This window comes from Arthrobacter sp. CG_A4 (assembly GCF_035985125.1).
GTDB lineage: Bacteria > Actinomycetota > Actinomycetes > Actinomycetales > Micrococcaceae > Arthrobacter.
This window is the reverse complement of the sequence record NZ_JAXCID010000044.1, coordinates 14190-34363: the sequence shown is the minus strand read 5'-3', so window position 1 is coordinate 34363 and position 20174 is coordinate 14190. Positions and strand designations below refer to the sequence as shown.

General features: G+C 67.4%; 17 protein-coding genes, 1 tRNA gene and 1 other RNA gene. 12 read left to right on the top strand and 7 right to left on the bottom strand.

Going from position 1 to position 20174, the window contains the following annotated elements:
- On the bottom strand, window positions 1–1007 hold a 1007-nt coding region (locus RCH07_RS15985; protein ID WP_326968469.1), incomplete at its 3' end, for a M23 family metallopeptidase.
- 309 nt (window positions 1008–1316) lie between these two features.
- Here RCH07_RS15985 and RCH07_RS15980 point away from each other — a divergent pair.
- Window positions 1317–2228 (top strand): oxygenase MpaB family protein, encoded by a 912-nt coding sequence (locus RCH07_RS15980; protein ID WP_326968468.1) that lies wholly within the window; start codon window positions 1317–1319, stop codon window positions 2226–2228.
- Window positions 2229–2366: 138 nt separating this feature from the next.
- Here RCH07_RS15980 and RCH07_RS15975 read toward each other — a convergent pair.
- Window positions 2367–2451, bottom strand: a tRNA-Ser gene (locus RCH07_RS15975).
- 223 nt (window positions 2452–2674) lie between these two features.
- On the opposite strand from RCH07_RS15975, the gene ffs reads away from it, so the two are divergent.
- From ffs to recR, 3 genes are all read left to right on the top strand, one after another.
- Window positions 2675–2771: signal recognition particle sRNA small type (ffs, locus tag RCH07_RS15970), an RNA gene on the top strand.
- On the top strand, window positions 2770–5898 hold the full coding sequence (locus tag RCH07_RS15965) for a DNA polymerase III subunit gamma and tau (RefSeq protein WP_442784852.1): 3129 nt from the start codon (window positions 2770–2772) through the stop codon (window positions 5896–5898). Before ffs ends, RCH07_RS15965 begins: the two co-directional genes overlap by 2 nt.
- Window positions 5899–5949: 51 nt before the next feature.
- Window positions 5950–6549, top strand: a complete 600-nt coding sequence (recR, locus tag RCH07_RS15960) for a recombination mediator RecR (RefSeq protein ID WP_326968466.1) — start codon at window positions 5950–5952, stop codon at window positions 6547–6549.
- Between the two features lie 212 nt (window positions 6550–6761).
- Here the strand turns inward: recR and RCH07_RS15955 are convergent, their stop codons facing one another.
- A complete protein-coding gene (locus tag RCH07_RS15955; protein ID WP_326968465.1) occupies window positions 6762–8006 on the bottom strand; it encodes a hypothetical protein in 1245 nt (414 codons plus the stop codon).
- Window positions 8007–8113: 107 nt separating this feature from the next.
- Here RCH07_RS15955 and RCH07_RS15950 point away from each other — a divergent pair, with 107 nt between their 5' ends.
- On the top strand, window positions 8114–9472 hold the full coding sequence (locus RCH07_RS15950) for an aspartate kinase (protein ID WP_326968464.1): 1359 nt from the start codon (window positions 8114–8116) through the stop codon (window positions 9470–9472).
- 71 nt (window positions 9473–9543) lie between these two features.
- Here the strand turns inward: RCH07_RS15950 and RCH07_RS15945 are convergent, their stop codons facing one another.
- Both RCH07_RS15945 and RCH07_RS15940 read right to left on the bottom strand, forming a co-directional pair.
- Entirely contained in the window at window positions 9544–9762 is a 219-nt protein-coding gene (locus tag RCH07_RS15945) for a hypothetical protein (protein WP_326968463.1), read from the bottom strand.
- 202 nt (window positions 9763–9964) lie between these two features.
- On the bottom strand, window positions 9965–10189 hold the full coding sequence (locus RCH07_RS15940; RefSeq protein WP_326968462.1) for a hypothetical protein: 225 nt from the start codon (window positions 10187–10189) through the stop codon (window positions 9965–9967).
- Window positions 10190–10277: 88 nt separating this feature from the next.
- Here RCH07_RS15940 and RCH07_RS15935 point away from each other — a divergent pair, with 88 nt between their 5' ends.
- Genes RCH07_RS15935 through RCH07_RS15920 form a run of 4 tightly spaced genes read left to right on the top strand, consistent with a single transcriptional unit; the run spans window position 10278 to window position 12704 of the window.
- Window positions 10278–10760 (top strand): MarR family winged helix-turn-helix transcriptional regulator, encoded by a 483-nt coding sequence (locus RCH07_RS15935; protein ID WP_442784853.1) that lies wholly within the window; start codon window positions 10278–10280, stop codon window positions 10758–10760.
- Window positions 10761–10787: 27 nt separating this feature from the next.
- On the top strand, window positions 10788–11366 hold the full coding sequence (locus RCH07_RS15930) for an SSI family serine proteinase inhibitor (RefSeq protein ID WP_326968459.1): 579 nt from the start codon (window positions 10788–10790) through the stop codon (window positions 11364–11366).
- Window positions 11359–12327 (top strand): 3-methyladenine DNA glycosylase, encoded by a 969-nt coding sequence (locus RCH07_RS15925; RefSeq protein ID WP_326968473.1) that lies wholly within the window; start codon window positions 11359–11361, stop codon window positions 12325–12327. Before RCH07_RS15930 ends, RCH07_RS15925 begins: the two co-directional genes overlap by 8 nt.
- Entirely contained in the window at window positions 12324–12704 is a 381-nt protein-coding gene (locus RCH07_RS15920; protein WP_326968458.1) for a serine protease inhibitor, read from the top strand. The genes RCH07_RS15925 and RCH07_RS15920 overlap by 4 nt, the downstream gene beginning before the upstream one ends.
- Before the next feature lie 105 nt (window positions 12705–12809).
- Here RCH07_RS15920 and RCH07_RS15915 read toward each other — a convergent pair whose 3' ends face one another.
- On the bottom strand, window positions 12810–16073 hold the full coding sequence (locus RCH07_RS15915) for a S8 family serine peptidase (protein WP_442784851.1): 3264 nt from the start codon (window positions 16071–16073) through the stop codon (window positions 12810–12812).
- Window positions 16074–16282: 209 nt separating this feature from the next.
- Entirely contained in the window at window positions 16283–16468 is a 186-nt protein-coding gene (locus RCH07_RS15910; protein ID WP_326968457.1) for a hypothetical protein, read from the bottom strand.
- Between the two features lie 264 nt (window positions 16469–16732).
- Here RCH07_RS15910 and purS point away from each other — a divergent pair, with 264 nt between their 5' ends.
- Genes purS through purL form a run of 3 tightly spaced genes read left to right on the top strand, consistent with a single transcriptional unit; the run spans window position 16733 to window position 20086 of the window.
- Window positions 16733–16984 carry a phosphoribosylformylglycinamidine synthase subunit PurS gene (purS, locus tag RCH07_RS15905; RefSeq protein ID WP_326968456.1) on the top strand — a complete coding sequence of 84 codons (252 nt, stop codon included), beginning with the start codon at window positions 16733–16735 and terminating at the stop codon, window positions 16982–16984.
- 1 nt (window position 16985) lies between these two features.
- Window positions 16986–17744 (top strand): phosphoribosylformylglycinamidine synthase subunit PurQ, encoded by a 759-nt coding sequence (purQ, locus tag RCH07_RS15900; protein WP_326968455.1) that lies wholly within the window; start codon window positions 16986–16988, stop codon window positions 17742–17744.
- Entirely contained in the window at window positions 17741–20086 is a 2346-nt protein-coding gene (gene purL, locus RCH07_RS15895) for a phosphoribosylformylglycinamidine synthase subunit PurL (RefSeq protein ID WP_326968454.1), read from the top strand. Before purQ ends, purL begins: the two co-directional genes overlap by 4 nt.
- The last annotated feature ends 88 nt before the right edge of the window (window positions 20087–20174 follow it).

The following is a 20174-nucleotide window of genomic DNA, read 5'->3' as shown; positions in this document are numbered from 1 at the left end:
GTGGCGCTGGGCGTCGGCGTCACGCTCGGCGTCGGGGTAGGGGTGGCGCTGGGCGTCGGCGTCACGCTCGGCGTCGGGGTAGGGGTGGCGCTGGGCGTCGGCGTCACGCTCGGCGTCGGGGTAGGGGTGGCGCTGGGACTTGACGGGGCGCTGGGTGTCCTCGTCGCCGTCGGCGTGCCGGGCGTTGCGGGAATGGGCTTTTCCTGAACGCCGCCGGTCACTTCGTGATACAGGTTCTCGGAGACAGGAATGGCCCAGCCGAGGGTGGCGTTGGTGGCCCTGTCGGCGTCCGGGGCGTAGCTGGTCATCGGGATGGCGCCGAGCTCGTCGACCTGCCTGATGGGGAGCAGCTTCCAGCTGTGCGGGTCCTTGTGCGAGCCGTTCAGGATGGTCTCGAAATGCAGGTGGCAGCCCGTGGATGATCCTGTGGTTCCTATCCGGGCAATCACCTCGCCCACGCGCACTGAGTCGCCCTTCTTCACGGCGATCGCCTCAAGGTGGTTGTAGGTGGTGATGAGCCCGCTTCCGTGGTCGATTTCCACGCGGTTGCCGCCACCCCAGGGGTGCCAGCCGACCGCCCGCACCACTCCTGCGTCGGCCGAGTAGACGCGCGTTCCGCAGGCCGCAGCATAGTCCTGGCCCCAATGGAATTCCCCCGAGGATCCTGTCAGCGGGCTGGTACGCAGGCCGAAAGGGGACGATTCCTGCAGGCTCTCCAGCGGCGCCATGAGAGTGCCAGGTGCCGGGCGCTTCAGGCCGGCGGACGCCACATTGAGCTCGCCGCCGACGCCCTCTTTGGTGCTGGTCTCGACAGTGGGCCGGTTGAAGGCCACGAGCGCCAGGGCGTCCGCGGTGAAGGCGGACGGAACCGCTGCTGCGACCGGTGCGGCCGGCAGCTCCGGGGCCAGCACGCTGGGACCCACGACGCCGGACGCCAGCTGCGCGTTGGGCGCCACCTGGGCCGCGGTGCCTGCGATCCCCTGGACCCCGAAGGTCAGGACCGCCAAGGACAGGCAAAATCCGCCGGATAGGCAGCGCACGGCAATAGTCCGCACCCTGACTGTTTGCTCACTCGATGAGTTTCCCCAGTGTTTTCCCACGATGTGACTCCTGCGTTCTGTCCGCCAGACCCCAATCTTCGCGGACTCACCTTCCTATGGGAACACAGGAGACCAGGTCTGTGAACCGTCAACAGCACTCTTTGCGGGGCCAATACCGGTTCCGGGCGGGCCTCCGTCCCGGCCCCAGTGGCGGGGCCAGTAGTCGCCGTCGCCGAAGCAGGTGTTGGGCGGGGCAGAGCTGGGTAACAATGGAGTATGCACAATGTCCTCAGGGAATGGCAGGCCGAACTCAAACAAACCTTCAGCGGGACCAGGGATGCAGTTCCGGAGTGGGTGCCGCTGCTCGCCGAGGGTGACGACGCCGGCTTCCACCTGCCCGGTTCTGCTGTCTGGGCCGTGCACGGGGACATGCCCACCATCGTCGCGGGCATCCGGGCACTGCTGATGCAGGCGCTCCACCCGGCTGCACTGGCCGGCGTTCATGACCACTCCCGCTTCCGCGAAGACCCTTTGGGACGTCTGGCCGGGACGATCCGCTGGATCTTCACGGTGTCGTACGGCTCGACAGACGCTGCCCGGGCAGCCTCCGGCTGGGTGCTGCGGCTGCATGAATCAGTTCGCGGAAGCTACGTGGACGGCCACGGCGCCGCCCGGAGCTACACGGCCAACGACCCCGAGCTGCTCCGCTGGGTTCACATCGCCTTTACCGATGCTTTCCTCTCCGCCCACAAACTCTGGGGACGGCCCATCCCGGGAGGACCGGACGCCTACGTCCGCGAGTGGGCCCAGGCCGGGAAGCTGATGGGCGTGGACGCAGCGCCGCTCAGCGAAGCCGAGATGCGGCGGGAGCTGGATCGCTGGTACAACAACGGCGAGCTGCGCTCCGATGAAAGGGTCGCCGAGACGGTCGCGTTCATCCGGAACCCGCCGTTGCATCCCGTGCTCAGGCCGGGCTACCGGGTGCTGTTTGCCGCGGCTGTGACCAGCCTTGAGCCCAAGTACCGCGAGCTCCTGGGCCTCCGGACCGCCCGGCTGGGTCCTTTCCCGCTGCCGGTGAGGCTGGCCGCCAAGGTGGCCCTCGGCATTGTCCATCTTGGCCTGGGACGGGTGGGCCCGAGCGAGCAGGCCGCCCGGGACCGGCTGCGGCGGCTGGGGCATCGGGCCTGAGTCTGCTTGGACCGGAGACCCGGGTGCCGCCAGTCGGGGACGGCTGACGGGGGTCCCGCCCGCCCGGGGACGGCTGACGGGGGTCCCGGCTGTCGGGGGATGCAAAAAGGCCCCGATCCTAGGGATCGGGGCCAACCGCGGAGAATGGGGGATTTGAACCCCCGAGGGCGTGAACCCAACACGCGTTCCAGGCGTGCGCCATAGGCCGCTAGGCGAATTCTCCAGTAGCTTTTGAATCAAAAGCAGATACTAGAGTATCTGAACTTACCGGCATCGCCCAATTGAGCCCACTCCCGCAGCCAAGGGACATGCCCGCCCTCGACGCGGGCGCTGGACATAGTCCCCCGATGCCCACTCCCGGCCGCGAAGAATGGGCATGTCCCATGGGGCACCCCGGGGCCGCGACGCCCGATTCGGGGCATGCTCAAACGTCGGGTAAACTTACTGACGGCCCCTCATGTGGCGTCATCCTGTTGAACTCCCCCAGGACCGGAAGGTAGCAAGGGTAAATGGGCTCTGGCGGGTGCATGGGGGGTCTTTTATGTCTGTGCCGATTGGTAGGGTTAAATCTGTGACTGTTACTACCGCTCTCTACCGCAGATACCGCCCCGATTCGTTCGCGGACGTTATCGGGCAGGAACACGTCACCGAGCCGCTAATGACGGCCCTACGCAAGAACCGGGTCAATCACGCCTATCTTTTTTCCGGCCCGCGCGGCTGCGGAAAAACCACCTCCGCCCGCATCCTGGCCCGCTGCCTGAACTGCGCCGAGGGCCCAACAGACACCCCCTGCGGCAAGTGCCCCAGCTGTATCGAACTCGCCCGCGGCGGATCCGGCTCGCTCGATGTCATCGAGATCGACGCCGCCAGCCACGGCGGTGTGGACGACGCCCGCGACCTGCGCGAGCGGGCCACCTACGCCCCAGTCCGCGACCGCTACAAGATCTTCATCATTGACGAAGCGCACATGGTCACCTCGGCCGGCTTCAACGCCCTGCTCAAGATCGTCGAAGAGCCGCCGGAACACATCAAATTCATCTTTGCCACCACGGAGCCGGACAAGGTCATCGGCACCATACGTTCCCGCACCCACCACTACCCCTTCCGGCTGGTCCCGCCGGAACCGCTCATGGCCTACCTTGAGCTGCTCAGCAGCCAGGAGAACGTCCCGGTGGCGCCCGGCGTGCTGTCGCTGGTCATCCGCGCCGGCGGTGGATCCGTTCGCGATTCGTTGTCCGTCCTTGACCAGCTCATGGCCGGCGCCGGCCCGGCGGGCCTCAACTACGAGCTTGCCGTCGCTCTTCTGGGTTACACTCACGCCTCGCTTTTGGACGACGTGGTGGACGCCGTCGCGGCCTCCGACGCCGCGACTGTGTTCCGCGCGGTGGACCGTGTCATCCAGACCGGCCATGACCCCCGCCGCTTCGTGGAGGACCTGCTCGAGCGTTTCCGCGACCTGATCATCGTCCAGGCCATGCCGGAGAGCGCGCAGTCGATCCTCCGCGGCATGCCGGCAGACCAGATCGCACGGCTGCAGAACCAGGCCCATAACCTGGGCGCCGCCGAGCTGTCCCGCGCGGCGGACGTCACGAACACTGCCCTCACCGAGATGACCGGGGCCACCTCCCCGAGGCTTCACCTCGAGCTGCTGTGTGCCCGCATCCTGCTTCCCTCCTCCGAGCAGACCGAGCGCGGCATTGCTGCCCGGATCGACCGGGTGGAACGCCGCCTGAACTACGCCGGGAACGACGTCGGACATCCCGCCGCCGCTGTTCCCGCACCGGCACCTGTCGCTTTGGCGCCTTCTGCGCCCGCTGTTCCCGCACCAACACGACCGGCTCCGGCAGCAGCCGCGCCAGATCCTGTCGCCGAGCCAAGGCCTGCAGCCACGTCGGCTCCGGCGCCCGCACCCGTGGCCACGGCGGCACCGGCGTCAACGGAGCGCGTCGAAGAGGCCCGCGAACCGCTGACGGCCCCGCGGGTCAGCACCGGCGACTGGCCCGTCGACGAACCGGTTGCAGCCCATCGCGGTACCGCCGGACATGCGCCGGCAGCCCATCCTCCCGCCGCCCAGGCGCCGGCAACCCACGCTCCGGCAACTCCGGACTACACGCCGGCCCAGTCAGCACCGGCCGGTCCCCCGCCGTCCGCCCCTGCCCAACCCTTGGCCGGTGCCGGTGCCGGGGCCGACGTCGAGGTCCTCCGCCGGGCCTGGCCTGAGATCCTGCAGGCGCTGACCAAGATCAAGCGGAGCACCTGGGCGCTCGTTGAGCCCAACGCTCAGGTTGGCCACTTCGAAGACCACGTCCTGACGCTCGCGTTCACCACTTCCGGCCTGGCCGGCGCGTTCGGCCGGGCCGATCACGCCGAGAACCTGCGTCAGGCCATCCACCAGACCATCGGCATCGAGTGCCAGATCAACGCCGTCGCCGGCGGCACCAACAGCGCAGCGAGCTCTGAACCAAACCCAAAAGCACCCGTTAGCCGGGACGTCCCGGTTACGTCCACCGATGCTGATTGGGGCCTGAGCCCCGCCGCCGGGCAGGACCCTAACGAGGCGGGCACCGTCCCGGAACCCGCGGCTTCACCGGCGGCCTCCTTCGCACCGGTCGACACGAGCCCGATGCCAGTGCCGGCGCAAGTGCCAGTGCCGTCACCGGTGCCGGTTTCCCCGGCGCCCGCCACGCCCGCACCGGATACCTGGCAGCCGGTTTCCCACGAACAGACTCCGGCCGCCACAGCCCTGCAGCCTTCAGGCCCAGTGGCGCCGGAACCTGCCCCGCCGCAGCCGGCTCGGCCCGCCGAGTCCGCCGAGTCCGCCGAGCCCGCCGAGTCCGCGGGGGGCCCCGCCTACCCCGACGATGACTGGGGTCCGCCGCGGGATGAGGACGCCCCGCCCCTAGACGAGGAACCGCCCCTGGACTGGGATCCCTCGGCCCCCGTCGCGCCGCGGCCCGCCCAACCTGCGGCTGCTCCCGCCCGGAAGAGGGCTGCCGCCCCGGCGCCGGCCCCGGCCGCCGCCGCCCGCGCATCGTCGACCACCGCTCCCAGCCCGCAGGCGCCCGACACCGCCGACGATCCGTGGGCCCGCGCCGTCGAACAGGCTCCCGGAATCTGGACCGTCGGCACGGAATCGAACGCCGGGCACCACCCGCCGGCAGAAACCGCGGCCCCGGAACTCACCCGCGAGCCGGAACCGCCGCACTACGAGCCCGCGGCAGCACAGATCCCGCAATATGCCGCAGCAGTGCCGGCTTCCGCCGTTTATGAGCCTGCAGTCTCCCCGTCGAACGGTTGGGAAGACTCCGCGCAACTGGTGCACGTTGGTGCTGCCAGTGCTGCCGCCTCTGTGGCGTCCGTCGGCGCGCCACCGATGGCCGCGCCCGCCGCGCCGGCAACTGCGGCGCCCGCTTCTGCCCCTGAGTCAATCGCGGCGGACCGTCAGAGTCTGTACCAGCGGTTGTCCAACAGCCCGGAGGCCGAGGCCGGACGCGCCAAGGCTCCGGCCCGTGCCGCCAGCACCACCTACGTCCAGGACATCCCCAGCGCGGATGACCAAACGATCGAGGAATCGGGTGTTTTCGGACGTGCCGCCGTCGAGCGTATTCTGGGCGGAAAACTGGTGGAAGAGCGCTCCCTGGACGGAAGCCCGCTGCAGCCTCGCCTCTAGCCAGCCCGCAGGGCACCACGCCCGCAACCATCCCAACCGAACGAGGAAATTGTGTACGAAGGTGCAGTTCAAGAGCTGATCGACGAGCTCGGACGCCTTCCCGGAGTCGGGCCCAAGTCCGCCCAGCGGCTGGCTTTCCACATCCTCGAGGCGGATCCGCAGGACATGAAGCGGCTCGCCGATGCCATCACCACGGTGAAGGAAAAGGTCAAGTTCTGCACGGCCTGCGGCAACGTCACCGAGCAGGAACTGTGCAACATCTGCCGCGACCCCCGCCGGGACCCGTCGATCATCTGCGTCGTCGAGGAATCCAAAGACGTCCTCGCGGTGGAGCGCACCCGCTCGTTCCGCGGCCGGTACCACGTGCTCGGCGGAGCGATTAACCCGATCGCCGGCATCGGCCCCGAACAGCTGCGGATCCGCGAACTGCTCACCCGCCTCAACGACGGCGCCATCCAGGAAATCATCCTCGCCACCGACCCCAACCTCGAGGGCGAGGCCACGGCCACCTACCTCGCACGGATGCTCAAGTCGATCGGGATCGCCGTCACCCGGCTGGCGTCCGGCCTGCCCGTGGGCGGAGACCTCGAATACGCCGACGAGGTGACTCTCGGCCGCGCCTTCGAAGGCCGCCGCAACGCCCTGAACTGAGCCGCACGGACTGTGGTGATGGAAACTTGCGGCGCGATCCGCACCGGCCGGCTGCTGTTGTGCCAGCTATGGGCCGACGACGCCGACGCGTTCCTTCGCTTCCGAGACCGCCCGACGCCACGCGCTATCTCCCATGAACCCCTAGCCGCCTGGCTGTTCTCCGAAGACGGCGATCGACCGGTCTTGCCGGCACCCAACCGGCCCACCGGCCCTCAGCTCGGAGCAGCCTCGCGCCGTCGGGCTGAAGCGTCCCCTCCGATCAGGAAGATCCCCGCCAGCATTCCCTGAACCACCAGGCCGCTCAGGGCCAGCGGGACCTGCAGACCGGCTTCTCCCAACGGCTTCGCTTCAAGACACAGGACATGCCGGCCTTCGGCAGCGGCCTGGAGTTCACCCGGCAACCAGCCGAGGAACTCCGGCTGAGACGATGCCTCGCCGGCCAGCAGCGCAAAGATAATCGCCGGGTTCGAACCCGCCAGCCAGACTATCCGCTCGGTGTGGAACACCTCGGTCATCCCCGAGAACTCGGGCGAACATTCGAAGTACACCACCCGCCCCAAGTCATTGCGCTCGATATTGATGACCACCAGGGCCGGCTCGTACGCCCGCACCGCCGGGAGCAGCGCGACCACCGCCACCACGTTTCCCAGCAAAAGGAACGCCGCTATGGCACAGGCGGCAGTTCGCGCGACGCCGGGCCGGAACCAGGCAGCGGCGCCGGCACCGATGCCGCCGAATACCGCAAACCCCATGACCATGACAGCCCCGGCAACAGCCGCTACTTCCACCGGCCCACCGGATGCGAGGGCCAGGACCAGCAGAAATAAGAAGGCCACCACGGAGAACACGACGCCCCGTGACGCAGCCGCGAACCACTTGCGTAAAGGGCCACCGCCCCTGCCCGGCTCGGACCCCGGCTCCGAATCCGGGAGGCCAGTAGCCCCGCCGCGCGAACCGAGACCCCACCGCACCCCCACCAAGGCGGCCACCAAGGTCAACGTTGCCGCGGTCAGAATGTACGCCCACCGATGAGAGTCGCCCTGCAAATCGCCGCCCGTGACCGGCACGAAGACCAGCAGCATGCCCGCACCCCAAGACAACAGCAATACCGCTACCATCATCAGCCAGAACCTCAGCGTGAGCACGGCCCGCAGGCAGTCCAGAACGGCCGCCCGGAAAGCGAGGGACGCGCGGCCGGCGGCCAGGCGTGGCCCGCCGTCCTGGTCGTCGCCACTCTGCCATTCGCCGGCACCGTGCAAACCGTCACGGGCGGTCCCGGCGCCGATCAGCTCATATCCAAGCTCGTCCTCGTCCTCGTCCACCGTTTGAGCCTCCAACCCCGTGGACATGCCCAGCACCGGCGCCCGCGGATGGACACACCGGCCATATGCCCAATCCTGATCCGCGGGAGCGGGCATGTCCAGAGGTGACGGGCCGGCTGTCTGCCATTCGGTCACAATTCCGTAGCGGGGCGGTCCCGGCGATAAACTGGGCTGAGAAGTTACGCCGTCGCGCCGTTTGGTTGCTTGGCCCAGAACCCCGATGATCCAGTGAGGGTGCGCGCATGAGTCTGCCCACTACCGAAGTCCAGCCCGGACCGCAGCCGCAGGAGCTGCCCGTCGCCTCGACCGCCACCAAGCACCTGGTGGTGAAGAAGTTTGGCGGTTCCTCGGTCGCGGACGCGGAGGGCATCAAGCGCGTCGCCAGGCGCGTCGTGGATGCCCAGAACGCCGGCGACGAAGTGGTGGTGGTCGTCTCGGCCATGGGCGACACCACCGACGAACTCCTCGACCTCGCCGCGCAGGTCACTGACTCGGCTCCGGCCCGGGAAATGGACATGCTCCTTTCCGCCGGCGAGCGGATCTCGATGGCGCTGCTGGCCATGGCCATCAACAAGTTCGGCGCCTCGGCCCAGTCCTTCACCGGCTCCCAGGCCGGCATGATCACGGACGGGATCCACGGCAAGGCCCGGATCATCGACGTCGACCCGCACCGCATCCGCACCGCCCTCGACAAAGGACACATCGCGATCGTCGCCGGGTTCCAGGGCATGAGCCGCAACACCCACGAGGTCACCACGCTGGGCCGCGGCGGCTCGGACACGACGGCGGTGGCGCTGGCCGCCGCCCTCGACGCCGACGTCTGCGAGATTTTCACCGACGTGGACGGCATCTACACCGCCGATCCGCGCGTCGTCCCGTCCGCCCGCAAAATCGACCGTATCTCCAGCGAGGAGATGCTGGAACTCGCGGCGTCCGGAGCCAAGATCCTGCACCTGCGCTGCGTCGAGTACGCGCGCCGCTTCGGGATGCCGCTGCACGTCCGTTCCTCATTCAGCCACAACGAAGGCACCTGGGTCCTGCCCAGCGCCGACGACAAAATCACCACCCAAGAGGGAGTTGCCTTGGAGCAGCCAATCATCTCCGGCGTTGCACACGACCGCTCCGAAGCGAAGGTCACGGTGGTCGGAGTTCCGGATATCCCCGGCAAGGCTGCAGCGATCTTCCAGGTCATAGCGGATGCGCACTCGAACATCGACATGATCGTCCAGAACGTCTCCACCCACGGCACCGGCAGGACCGACATCTCCTTCACCCTGCCGATCGTCGAAGGAGCCGAAGCCCTGGCCGCCCTGCACTCCGCCCAGGACCGGATCGGCTTCGAGAGCATCGAATACAACGAGAAGATCGGCAAACTGTCCCTGATCGGCGCCGGAATGCGCTCCCACCCGGGCGTCTCGGCACGCTTCTTCGCGGCTCTTTCCGCAGCAGGGATCAACATCAACATGATCTCCACCTCGGAGATCCGCATCTCCGTCGTCACACACGCTGATCTGCTGGACGACGCCGTGCGCGCCATCCACAAGGCCTTCGACCTGGACAGCGAAGACGACGCAACGGTCTATGGCGGCACCGGGCGCTGACCCGCGGAATCACAGCCATTGAACGGCCAAAGGAGCGGCGCGCGCCGCTCCTTTCGCCGAAACGGCAGTGATCAGACCTCTTCTTTCCAGAGATCTTCCCTGCGAACAGCGTAGTGATGCCCGCTCGAGTCGCTTTCGACCTCGAACGATGACAGTTCCTGTTCCGAAGCGAGCTCGAAATCATCGTGCCGGTGAATTACGGGCGCCTTGGTGTCACCCCGGGTCGCGGGTCCAAACAGGAGCCTCGCCCTGTCGGTCACCCTCATGAAGCCGCCGATTGTATGTGCCACAATTCCCACCCCCTCTCCTGCCTCCAGGTTAAGCGGGACCGATGCAGCCTAGTGCGCCTCAAGACGACCGAGCCGGTGCCCTTATTTTACGCCCGACGGCGCGAAAAGGCTTGGCTAACCCAGATGGATATTTCGGCATGAATCCCTGTGGCTTGCGGGCACCCCACCGGCCTGGGCGGTGCCCAAAAGGCGCGTGTGCTGTCTAGCGGAGGGATTTATCCTCGGGGTTCCGGGGTACCACATACGTGCTGCCGTCGGGCCGGTGCAGGGTCTCCCACTGCCGGGTCTCGGCCTGGCGCTGCGCCAGCAGCTGCCTGTTCTGCTCTGTCATCTCGTGGCCGAGGGGGCTGCGGTTGGCCGGGCCGAAAATCATCCGGAGCTTGCCGGTTGCCCGCATGAACCGTTGGGAGGCGTTTTCCTTTGCCATCGCTATCCACTCCTAAAAACGAGATGTTAACAAGAGTGTACACTAATTATTAGTGCACTAACTATCTGAGGAGGCTCCTGTGACGGACGTGACGGTTGCGACGGTTCCGACCGAAGGCACCCAGGACGATCTCCTGCTCGAACACCAGCTCTGCTTCGCACTCACCGTGGCGTCCCGGAGCGTGGTCGGCGCGTACAAACCCGTGCTTGATGAGCTCGGCCTGACCCACCCGCAATACCTCGTGATGCTGTGCCTCTGGGAATCAAGTCCCCGTTCCGTCCGGGACATCAGCGGGGCCCTGGCCCAGGAGCCGGCGACCATCTCGCCGTTGCTGCGCCGGCTTGAGACGGCCGGCTTGATCACCCGCCAACGGATGGAGGGAAACGAACGGGCCCTGGCCGTGCGCCTGACTCAGCGCGGGGCCGCGCTCCGGGAACAGGCGACCGCGGTCCCCGGCACCATGATGGCCCGGCTTGGCCTGACCCGGGAACAAGCCGGACAGCTGCATGCCTCCATGACGGAGCTGATCGCAGCCACAAAGGCCGCCGCCGGGGACGCTCCCCGGCGGTAGACTGGGCGAAACAGAGGAGGACTGCTGATGCGCAAGAAACTGAGCCACGCGGCGCTCGTTCTGGTGGCGGTGGCCGGATTGGCCGCCTGCACCCAAGGCGGCGGAACCACGCCGTCGCCCGGCCCGTCAAGTACATCCGGCAGCCCCGCCCCGGCGAGCACCGGGCCCGGCCCCTCTTCCTCCGCAACCACCCCGCCGGACACCGAGACCACGGCCCCGGCACCCTCCCCGTCCGCCGCGCCGGTGACGTCCGGCCCGGGCCCGGGCAACGCCGAACTCGCCATCATGGTCAAGCCCTCCGAGACCGGGGCCGCCTCGAACTTCACGCTCGTCTGCCAGAACGGCGTGGCCGCAGCCGAAAGCCAGCACCCCGGCGCCGCCACGGCGTGCACCGCGCTGAAGAACAATGCAGCGCTGCTCAGCCCCGTCCCGCGGGCGAAGGACCAGGCCTGCACCCAGCAGTACGGCGGCCCGCAACAGGCAACTGTCACCGGCGTCGTCGACGGTACTCCGGTGGAGGCGGGCTTCAGCCTGAGAGACGGCTGCGAAATCGCCGCCTGGAACGCAGCCAGGGACGTCCTGGGCTCCACCGGCGGAGCTGTCTAAGCTGCTGCACCTCCCGCAGGAGGACTGGCTCCCCCGTCAGGCCGACTACCAGCAACGCGTCCGGCACTACTCGGATCCCTACCTTGCCCGGCGGTCGGCCGGCCGCAAGCACCCGGTGGAGGACTTCCTCTTCACCTACTACACGCAGAAGCCCGGCCAGCTGCTGCGCTGGCACCCGGGCGCCGGCGTCGTGCTTTCCGGCCCTGCCGTGGCCGAGCGGGCCAGCTGGAAGTATTACCGCGCTCCCGACGACGGCGAATTCGCCGCCGCGGGGCTACCGGCGGGCACCCCGGCCGTGACCGTCGACGTCGACGCGTTCCTGCGCGACCGCCGGGACGCGTTGCAGTTCGCCGGGATCATCCTCAGCGGGACCGCCGCGCGGCCTGCCCAGTTCGGCTGCTTCGGGCTGCACGAATGGGCCATGGTCTACCGGCAGGACAAGTTCAAGCTGCGCCACGAGTACCTGCGGCTGCGGCTTGGTTCCGGACGCACGGATCAGGTGGTCGAGGAGAACCGGATCCGCTGCTCGCACTTCGACGCTTTCCGCTTCTACACTCCGGACGCCGAGCCGCTGAACAGCCTGGCGCCGAGCCGCGAGAACCAGCGGACCATGGAACAGCCCGGCTGCCTCCACGCCAACATGGACCTGTACAAGTGGGCCTACAAACTTGCGCCGCTGCTGCCGAGCGGACTGGTGATGGACTGCTTTGAACTCTCGTGGCGGATCCGGGCCATGGATATGCAGGCCTCGCCCTATGATCTGAAAGAGTGGGGTTATCCGGCCATCAGGATCGAGACGCCGGACGGCAAGGCCGAGTACGTTCAATACCAGCGGGCCTTCGCGGCCGAATCCCAGGAGCTGCGGGCACGGCTGCTGCGGGAGCTCACGCCGCTGCTGCAGTCAATGAGCCAGGCCCGGGCCCCCTCGGATGGCCTCGACAGCAAGGACGGACAGCAATGACAGCTCCCCACGATCCGCACAGCGGGCACCAGATCGACCTCGCCATCCGCCTGACGGAGGCCCCGGGAGGCCCCGAGTACACGTTCCGGCTGAGGGCCGACGACGGCGCCCTCTCCGAAGGCTGCACTCTGCCCGATTCTGCTGCCGCCCTCGACGCCGTGCAGCGCTTCGGTGAAGACGTCTTCTTCCCCAAGCCCGGGCCGCCGAAGATGTGCACTCAGCAGTACGGCGGCCCGCAGGTGGCCGTGGTGACCGGCCGGTTCCAGGGGCGCGAAGTACACAGCGGATTCAGCCGCACAGACGGCTGCGAGATCGCCCGCTGGCGGGCGATGGCACCGCTGCTTGGCGGGACTGCGGGATCCACCGGCGCAATCTGACTAGCCGCGAAAGAACAGCAAGCCCTCACCGGCGGCACTATTAAACAGCGACGGCCGGCGGTGGAAACCGCCGGCCGTCGCCGTCGCTAGAATGCGGCCTTACGGCTAGATGGCGTTGTTCGGAGCCTGGAGAAGATCCTCGTTCTGGATCTTCCCCTTCTCACTCTTCACCTTCTTGCCCTTCTCCTTTTTGTCCTTCTTGTCCTTGCCGTCGTGGCCGGTGTCACCACTCTCGCCCGGACCCGCATTGCTGTCCTGGTCCTCGGACGTCGGCGGGACCACGACGGCGCCTGCCGGGGTCACCAGCACGCTGACGAACGTCGGCTCACTGGCGCCGGCGAACGTGACCCGGCCAATGTAGGAACCCACGGCGAGGCCCTTCCAGTTCAGCGTGACCTTGCCGGCAGTGCCGTTGGCGAGGCGCAGCGGGTTGGGCGTCAGCGTCGCATTGCCCGTGTCGGCGCCCAGGACGGCGGCGTCCACGCTGGCCTTGGTGGGCTGGCCGTTCGGGCTGGCGTACAGGTTGGCGAAGATCCGATATGTTCCCGGCGCCGGGTTGGGGATCGACAGCGATTCGCTCGCTGACGAGGTGGCGACCTGGACCAGCTGGTTGGCGGGATTCACCACGAACATGTCGAAGTCGGCATTCGGGTCCGCGGAGAGGACCGAGAACTTCGCCAGCGGGCTGCCGGCCGGAACCTCGACCGTCTTGGCGTAGTTCGAGGCGTTGGTCGCCCCCAAAATCGCCTCGCCCGGGACCAGCTCGATGGCGGAGGAATCCGCCTTGGAGAGACCGTCCAGGGTCATGCTGATCGGGTTATTGCTGCCCGAGACGAGCTTGATATCGCCGGAGCCCGTGCCGCCCTCGGAGGTGAAGGCGACATCAGGAGCCGCCACGACCGACTGCGGACGGACCGCGATCGGGGAGGCGATGTTCTTATTGGCACCCTGCCAGGTCAGTGAACCCATCGCGAACTTACCCAAAGCAGCACTCTGGTTTTCGAAGGACACCTTGAACGTCTTCTTCTCGCCGGCTGCGCCGAAGGTCAGAATGGACGGGCTCACAGTGACCTTGACACCGGGAAGGTCGGTCTTGACCCGGTAGGTGCCCGGGGTCAGCGCCGTCAGTGTCCGGGTGACCTCGATCTTGCCGGTCAGGTTGCCCAGCGCGAAGGACGGCACATTCATGTCGCGGGGCTTGGTGGTGGCCAGACCCGGGATGCCGAGGTCAATGCCGGTGCCCTGGATGAACGCCAGGTAATCGTCGTTGCTGGCGTCGTAGACCAGGCCCGGATCCAGCACACGGGCCGGATCCACCTGGCCTGCGCCGGTGGCGAAGACATCCTTGTCCTTGCTGCCGTTGGCGAGTTTGACGTCGCTAGCGGTGGTCATCATGGCAGACTTCACGACGGCGGGGGACCAGTTGGGATTCTTGCCCAGGATGAGCGCACCGAAGCCGGCCACGTGCGGGGCGGCCATGGAGGTACCGGACAGGAAGCCGAAGTTGTCCCCACCCGTACCGATCGGCGAGACGCCGGCCAGGACGGCAACACCGGGAGCAGCAACATCAGGCTTGAGCAGGTCAGATCCGGCCGCCAGAAGCGGTCCGCGGGAAGAGAATCCGGCGATCTGCGGCTGGGCCTCTGCGGCCAGGCCTGTGGTGTCCTTGTTGACGAGGGAGACCGTGATGGCCGGGTTGGCGGTCACCTTGGCCTTGATGGCCTCGGTGGCCGGCGGGTTCACGTGGACGGTCGGCACAGGGTGCTTGTCCGCGTCCAGCGAGGAGTTGGTGACATTCACCAGGATCATGCCCACACCGCCGCCGCGCTTGACTTCAGTGCTCTTGGCGACGCGATCAATAACGCCGCGGTCACAGACCACAACCTTGCCGGCAACCTTTGAGGGGTCCAGGCTGCCCGGAGCGCAGAGGACAGCGCTCGCATTTCCGGCCGTGGCGGCCGCGCTGGCAGCCAGCACAACGCCGGCGTTGGCGACCGTGCGGTTCATGATGCTGGCACCGCGGTACTTGCTGCCGTCCGAGAACTCGACGGTACCCTGGAGTTCCTGGGAGAAACTGCTCGCAGCCACCGTGGTGAGCCACGGGGCACCGTGGTTGACGGTGCTCGCCGTCGGGCCCGAATTACCAGCCGAGGCGGCGACAAAGATGCCTGCCGAGGCGGCCGACAGGAACGCCATGGACACCGGATCCGTGGTGGTGGTGGTGGAACCGGAGATGGAGTAGTTCAGGACGTCGACGCCGTCCTGGATGGCCTGGTCGATGGCCGCGACCGAGGAGGAGCTGTAGCAGCCGCCCGTGTTGGGGTTCGCGTCCTCCCAGCAGACTTTGTAGACGGACAGCTTGGCGGCCGGGGCGATCCCGCTGGTCAGGCCAAAGCTGCGGCCGTCAACAAACGTTTCGACATTGGCGTTTCCGGCGGCGGTGCTGGCTGTGTGTGTGCCGTGGCTGGCGACGTCGATCGGGGAGATCTGTTCCTGCGGTGCAGGGGTCGCGAAGTTCAGGAAGTCATCGGCGAAGTAGTGGGCGGCGAGGACCTTGGAGTTGCACGCGGAGCCGTCGAAGGCCGCGCCGGTGCCTGTGCCCTTCTGGCACTCCCCGATGAAGGTGTCGCCGTCGGACTTGAGCATCGCGATCTTGCCGTCTGCGGTGCGGTACGGGACGCCGATCACAGGATTGCCGACGAGGGGCTGGACCTGCTCGCCTGCGAAGAAGGCGCTTCCCGGGGTGTAGCCGGTGTCGATGACGCCGACGACGACGCCCTTGCCGGCTCCGGCCTGGCCACCGAATTTCGTGTTCCAGGTGCCGTTGGCGCCGCTGAGTTTGAGGAAGTCGGTACTGGAGTAGTCCGGCGCGTTCTCCGTATCGGGGGCAACTACCAGGACGCCGGGGTTCTTGGCGAGCTTGATGGCCTGGTCCGACGTCAGGTTTGCGCTGAAACCGTTGACCGCCGAGGTGAACTGGCGCTTGATCTGGACGTTCTGCTGGCCGGCAACTTCGGCCTGCTTCTGCTCGAGGTGCGCCTCATACTGCTGGACTTCAGGCTTGGCGGTGTCCAGCTTCTTGCCCGACTCCGGCTTGGTGGCTGAGAGCCCCGCGGTTCCGCCGTCGTAGGTGGCCGACGGCTTTTCCGCCAGGACAACGATGTAGCGGCCGTCCTTGTAGCTGTTCGGATCCAGATTCTTCTGCGCCGGCGTCTTCTGCGCGACTCCTGCGATGGACGGTCCCTGCGCGGGCGCCGCCGTGGCGGGGGCAATGGCGACTGTTGACAAGAGAACCGGCAGGCCCAGGGTCAGTGCCGCGGCCCTCCGGAGTCCCCCGCTTCGAAGGAAGCTCTTTCCTGGTGATTTCACGTGTGGTTGAACCTTTCATAAGGATCGGTCCCAGCGTCGTTGCCGGGTTCAATTGACTGGCGGGGCGGAATGAGCGGTGGCTCGAACTGCACCGACGGATACCAGCCGATTCAAACAGTACAGACTGAGAGCCAGATATGACATAGAACACAAAGAGCAATTTAGAACTTGTCACACAATTCGACAGGCTGCCCGGGCGTGCCGTGCTGCTATTGCCGCGGGGTCCGGACCACGTCACTGATCCAGGCGCGGGTCTTCTCATCGAGGGGTCCGGCCACGTTCGTTTCCCTCGCCGCACGGTCCGCCTTGATCTTCTGCAGGACCATCCGGCCGAGGCCCGCAAAGACGGCTGCAGCGACGACGGGCAACAGCACGGATTTTGATTTCTCAGACATGGGCACATCCTACTGACCGTCCACTGCGGAAACCATAGCCCGCGCCGGTGCCCGCGATGTGTGACAGCTCCCGCCACCCGGCCGTTTTCCCGGAGCGGTTCACACTTGCCGGGCGAAGACGGCCGGTGCCGCCGCGGCCGGTAGAATGGGCGTGCAAGCTCGCGGAGCGCCCTTTCACGTTGTCCCCAGCACACAGCGGTATCGGCGTGAGACGGCACCACTCCGCTGCGCCCTTACCCAACGCTCACGCACAGGAGTTGCCGGATGCCCCGGATCGTTGTCGACGTCATGCCCAAGCCCGAGATTCTCGACCCGCAGGGGAAGGCCATCGCGGGGGCACTCCCCCGGCTGGGCTTCACCGCCTTCAGCTCTGTCCGTCAGGGCAAGCGCTTTGAACTGACGGTCGACGGCGAGGTGACCGAGGAGATCCTGGCCCAGGCCCGGAACGCAGCCGAGACCCTGCTGTCCAACCCGGTCATCGAGGACGTCGTCAACGTCGAGGTCGTCGAGGCCTGAGATGACTGAAATTCCCCTGATCGGTAGCCCCACCGCCGCCAAGGCCAACCCGGGCCTCGCCGGCGCCCGGATCGGCGTCGTCACCTTCCCCGGGACCCTGGACGACCGCGACGCCGTCCGCGCGGTCCGCCTGGCCGGCGCCACCCCGGTGCCCCTCTGGCACGCAGACACCACCCTCGGTGAAGTCGACGCCGTCGTGATTCCCGGCGGGTTCTCCTACGGCGATTACCTGCGGGCCGGCGCCATCTCACGGTTCGCGCCGCTGATGGCCAGGATCATCGACGCCGCCAACTCAGACGCCCGGCTGCCCGTTCTGGGCATCTGCAACGGCTTCCAGATCCTCACCGAATCGCACCTGCTGCCCGGCTCGATGATCAAGAACGATGGCCTGCTGTTCATGTGCCGCGACCAGATCCTGCGGGTGGAGAACAACACCACCGCCTGGACCCGGGACTACGCCGCCGGCCAGGAAATCACTGTTCCCCTGAAGAACCAGGACGGCCAGTACATCGCGGACGAGAAGACCCTGGATGCTCTAGAGGCCGAGGGCCGGGTCGTGTTCCGCTATGTCGGCTTCAATCCGAACGGCTCCCGCCGCGACATCGCCGGCATCTCCAACGCCGCAGGCAACGTGGTGGGCCTCATGCCGCACCCGGAGCACGCCGTGGAGACCGGTTTCGGCCCCGAAAACGGCTCCGGCACCGAGGGCCTCGGCTTCTTCACCTCTGTACTGAACAAGATCGTGGGAGACAACAAATGACGGAGACACGCGCAGTGGCGGCGCCCGCGGAGACCGCCCGGAAGTTCAACATCGACACCGTCGAGAACGCGGCCAAGACCCCGGACGTCGAACTCCCCTGGGCCGAGCTGGGCCTGAAGCAGAACGAGTTCGACGAGGTCGTCAAGGTCCTGGGCCGCCGCCCGACCGGCGCCGAACTGGCCATGTACTCCGTGATGTGGAGCGAGCACTGCTCCTACAAATCCTCGAAGAACCACCTGCGCCAGTTCGGCGACAAGGTCACCGACGAGATGAAGAAGGACATGCTGGTGGGCATCGGCGAAAACGCCGGCGTCACGAACCTGGGCGACGGCTGGGCCGTGACGTTCAAGATCGAGTCCCACAACTCGCCGTCGTTCGTGGAGCCGTACCAGGGTGCCGCGACCGGCATCGGCGGCATTGTCCGCGACATCATCTCCATGGGCGCCCGCCCGGTGGCTGTGATGGATCCGCTGCGTTTCGGCGCCATTGACCACCCGGACACCGCCCGCGTGATGCACGGTGCTGTGGCCGGCATCGGCGGCTACGGGAACTCCCTGGGCCTGCCGAACATCGGCGGCGAAATGGTCTTCGACTCGGTGTACCAGGGCAACCCGCTGGTCAACGCCCTCGCCGTCGGCGTCATGCGGCACGAGGACATCCGCCTCGCCAACGCGTCCGGCAAGGGCAACAAGGTGGTGCTCTTCGGCGCCCGCACCGGCGGCGACGGCATCGGCGGCGCCTCCGTGCTGGCCTCGGAGTCCTTCGACGACACTGATTCGTCCGGCAGGCCGGCTAAGCGTCCGGCCGTCCAGGTGGGTGACCCCTTCGCCGAGAAGGTCCTGATCGAGTGCTGCCTGGAGCTGTTCAAGGCCTCCCTGGTCGAGGGTATCCAGGACCTGGGCGCCGCCGGTATTTCCTGCGCCACGTCCGAGCTCGCCTCCAACGGCGACGGGGGCATGGAGGTCGAACTGACCTCCGTCCTGCTGCGCGACCCCACCCTGACACCGGGCGAAATCCTGATGTCCGAGTCGCAGGAGCGCATGATGGCCGTCGTCACTCCGGAGAACGTAACCGCGTTCGAAGCCGTCATGGACAAGTGGGCCGTGGAGTACTCCTGGCTGGGCGAGGTGACCGATACCGGCCGCCTGATCATCACCTGGGACGGCGCGGTCATCGTCGACGTCGACCCGCGCACCGTGGCCCACGACGGTCCGGTCTATGACCGGCCCTATGCCCGCCCCGAGTGGCAGGACGCCGTGCAGGCGGACGCCTTCACCGGGTCCGTGCAGGACGCCGGCCGCCCGTCCGCCCCCGCGGAACTGGCCGCCGCCATCACCGAACTCGTCGCCTCGCCCAACATGTGCAGCAAGTCCTGGATCACCAACCAGTACGACCGCTACGTCGGCGGCAACACCGCCATGTCATTCCCGGACGACGCCGGCGTGGTCCGGGTGGACGAGGAGACCGGCCTGGGGGTGGCCCTGGCCACCGACGCCAACGGCCGCTACACCTACCTCGACCCATACCACGGCGCGCAGCTGGCACTGGCCGAGGCCTACCGCAACGTCGCCACATCCGGCGCCGTGCCGATGGCTGTCAGCGACTGCCTGAACTTCGGCTCGCCCGAGGACCCCGACGTCATGTGGCAGCTGGCCGAAGCCATCCGGGGCTTGTCCGACGCCTGCATGGTGCTGGGTATTCCGGTCACCGGCGGCAACGTCTCGCTGTACAACCAGACCGGCTCGACGCCGATCCACCCCTCTCCGGTAGTGGCCGTGCTGGGCAAGTTCGACGACGTCGCCCGCCGCACACCGTCGGGCTGGCGCGAGGACGGCCAGGCCATCTATCTGCTGGGCACGACGGCGGCGGAACTGGACGGCTCGGAATGGTCCAACATGCGCGGACACCTCGGCGGCCTGCCGCCCAAGGTTGACCTCGCCGCCGAACGCGCGCTGGGTCACATCCTGATCAACGCCTCCCGCGACGGCATGGCGGACTCCGCGCACGACCTCTCCGAAGGCGGCCTCGCCGCAGCCCTCGTGGAGTCCTCGCTGCGCTACGGCGTCGGCGCCCGGATCGCCCTGCAGGACGTCCTGGACCGCGACGGAGTGGACCTGTTCACAGCGCTGTTTTCCGAGTCCCAGGGCCGCGCCATCGTGGCAGTGCCCCGGTCCGAGGAGATCCGCTTCACGGACATGTGCACCGCCCGCGGCTTCGCGCACGTCCGGATCGGCGTCGTGGATGCCGAGGGCGGCACGCTGGAGATCAACGGCGTCGAAACCATGACCCTCGAGGCGCTGCGTGAAGCCCACGAGGCCACCCTGCCGAAATACTTCGGCTAGCTTCACCCACCGCCGCCCGCCGCCGCCCAATCCTGTCGACTGCTCCGTAACTGCCCTTCTGGACCCTCAGAACGGCAGTTGCGGAGCA